The organism is Rubricella aquisinus (genome assembly GCF_014199445.1).
Classification (GTDB): Bacteria; Pseudomonadota; Alphaproteobacteria; order Rhodobacterales; family Rhodobacteraceae; genus Rubricella; species Rubricella aquisinus.
Genome location: NZ_JACIJS010000022.1, coordinates 1 through 2117, shown reverse-complemented (window position 1 = coordinate 2117; position 2117 = coordinate 1). Strand labels below are relative to the sequence as shown.

Sequence of the window (2117 nt, the reverse complement as noted above, 5' to 3'; positions counted from 1 at the left end):
CAGCGTGAGGTGACCGAGGCCGATCTTGACGCGCAGATCACCCGCGTGGCCACCACCCCCTTTGATCTGAGCGCAGGCGAGGTGATCCGGGCGGAACTGTTGCGCCTTGCCCCCGGGCGCGCGGTGCTGGCCCTCTCGATCCATCATATCGCCGCCGATGGCTGGTCGCTGGGCGTGCTGACCCGCGATCTGAGCACGCTTTATGCCGCGCGGCAGGCAAGCCACGCGCCCGATCTGCCCGCCCTGCCGATCCAGTATCGCGACTTCGCGCTCTGGCAGCGGCGCTGGCTCGATGGTCCGGCGCGCGCACAAGCCCTGTCCTATTGGCGCGATGCCTTGCGCGATCTGCCCCAGATCAGCCTGCCGCAAGCCCGCCGCCGCCCCGACCCCGCGCGCCATCGCGGCGCGGGCCTGCGCATCGAGATCCCCGCCGACACCGCCCGCCGCCTGATCGCCCTGTCGCGCAAACAGGCCGCCACCCTCTATATGGGACTTCTGGCGCAATATCAGGCGGTTCTGGGCCATTATGCCGGGCAGGACGATATCGTCACAGGCTCCCCCATCGCGGGCCGCAATCAGGCCGAGACCGAAGGGCTGATCGGGTTTTTCGTGAACATGCTCACCTTGCGCGGCGATCTGTCGGGCGCGCCCGATCTGCCCACGCTCCTCACCCGGATGCGCCAGCGCACGCTCGATGCCTATGCCCATCAGGACCTGCCCTTCGAGGCCATCGTGGAGGCCATCGCCCCCAGCCGCGACAGCAGCCAGCATCCCCTGTTTCAGGTGCATTTCGCGCTGCAAACCGCCGAAGTGACCCCGCCCCGCTTCGGAGAGATCACCGTGCGCCCCATTGCCGCCCCGATCCATTGGGTGCGCTTCGATCTGGAATGCCATCTCTGGCATGAAGAAGACGGCGCGATCCGCGGCCAGTGGCTCTATGACACCGATCTCTTCGCGCCCGAGATGATCGAGGCCATGGCCGCGCATTTCATCCGCCTCGTCACCCATTGGACCGCCCATCCCGACCAGTCCATGGACGCGGCCCTGCGCGCCACAGCCCCCGCCATCCCTGCGCCCGCCATCCCCGCGCTGCCCGCGCCCGCCATGCCTGCGCGGCCCGCGCCCGGGACCCATCCCGCGCCCGTCAGCCTGTCCGACCGGTTTGCCCAGATCGCCCGCACCCAGCCCGAGGCCACCGCGCTCCTGCACCGGGATCAGACCCTCAGCTATGGCGATCTTGACGCCCGCGCCACAGCGCTCGCGCAGACCCTCATCGCCCAAGGCCTCCGCCCCGAAGCCCCGATCGGCCTGTCCGCCCAGCCCGGCTTTGATCTGATCACCGGCATCCTCGGCATCCTGCGCGCCGGCGGGCGCTATATCCCGCTCGATCCCAGCTATCCCCCCGCCCGCATCAGCCTGATGGCGCAAACCGCCGGGCTCGACCTTATCCTCACCGATGGCATGGCCCCCCTGCCCGATGCGCTGGACCCTCTGCCGCGCCTCACCATCGCCGCCGCCATCGCCAGCGCGCACACCACCGCCGCCCCGCTGCCCAAACTGCAGCCCGATCACGCGGCCTATACGCTCTATACCTCCGGCTCCACCGGCACGCCCAAAGGGGTCACCATCACCCATGCCAATGTCACCAGCCTGATCGACGGATGCGCGCCCCGCTTCGGCTTTGGCCCCAAGGATGTCTGGAGCCTGTTTCACGCCTATGCCTTCGACTTCTCCGTCTGGGAGATCTGGGGCCCGCTCTTGACCGGTGGGCGCCTCGTCATCGTGCCGCCCGACACCCGCCGCGATCCGGCCGCCCTCCATGATCTCTTGCGCGCCACCAGCGTCACCGTCCTGAACCAGACGCCGACCGCCTTCTATGGCCTCATTCGCGCCGATCAGGACGCAGCACCGCTCACAGCACTCGCCCATGTCATCTTCGGCGGCGAAGCGCTCGATCCCGCGCGCCTCGCCCCCTGGTGGGCACGCTATGGCACCGAATGCCCGCGCCTGACGAACATGTACGGCATCACCGAGACCTGCGTGCATGTCACCGAACATATCCTCACGCCCGCCGATCGCGACGCGCAGGACAGCCCCATCGGCAGGCCGATCCCGAG

The 2117-nt window shown here is 68.9% G+C and carries 1 protein-coding gene; it reads left to right on the top strand.

Annotated elements, in window-relative coordinates:
* A partial coding sequence (locus FHS89_RS16165) for a non-ribosomal peptide synthetase (protein WP_184013163.1) occupies nt 1-2117 on the top strand: 2117 nt, incomplete at both ends.